The sequence below is a fragment of the Roseateles sp. P5_E1 genome, assembly GCF_054049335.1.
Map to the genome: position 1 here is coordinate 1 of NZ_JBFUMN010000250.1, position 650 is coordinate 650.

General features: G+C 68.2%; 2 protein-coding genes. Both read right to left on the minus strand.

Annotated elements, in window-relative coordinates; all coding sequences use genetic code 11:
- Window positions 1–177: 177 nt before the first annotated feature.
- Window positions 178–417 (minus strand): hypothetical protein, encoded by a 240-nt coding sequence (locus tag ACXJKJ_RS30865; RefSeq protein ID WP_457395341.1) that lies wholly within the window; start codon window positions 415–417, stop codon window positions 178–180.
- 85 nt (window positions 418–502) lie between these two features.
- Window positions 503–650, minus strand: a 148-nt coding sequence (locus ACXJKJ_RS30870; protein WP_457395344.1) for a DUF2782 domain-containing protein, incomplete at its 5' end; no start/stop codon positions are given.

Consider the following 650-nt stretch of genomic DNA (forward strand, 5'->3'; position numbering starts at 1 on the left):
GGCCGGCTTCCGGTGACGTCAGATTTCCCGAGGAGCCGGCCAGCGGCCGGCAGTATCTGGCGAGGTCACGTTTTACCGAGGAGCCGGCCAGCGGCCGGCAGTATCTGGCGACGTCACGTTTTACCGAGGAGCCGGCCAGCGGCCGGCACTACCTGGCTCGGGTGCGGTGCGTCTGGATCAATCGCGCAGCTGCAACGTCTGCGATTCGTCCAGGCTGCCGTCCGGCTGCAGCACCACGTAGCGCCCGCCCGCGCGGTCGAACAGCACCGGGATCGGGTCGCGGAACAGCGGGCGGCGCACGAACCGCAGCTGCCAGCCGAAATGCTCCAGCGTTTCCACGGCCTTGCGTTGCTCGGCGGTGAGGCCGGCGCGCAACTGGACTGGATCGGGCGACTGGCGGCGTTCGGGCGTATTCATGCGGGAAAACGAAACGGCGGGAGAGACTTCTGCGCCTGCAAGCGGTGTACCAGCACCGGGCGCGGCCGCAGCGCGGCGTATGCCATCACCAGCTGTAGAGCTTCCAGTACACCGGCGAGACGCCGTCCTTGTCGCTGTCCATGCGGCCATCGCCGTTGCGGTCGTACATGTAGTACGCCGCGCCACGCGACGGGCTCACCTTGACCATGCGCAACTGGCCGCCGACGCGGTAT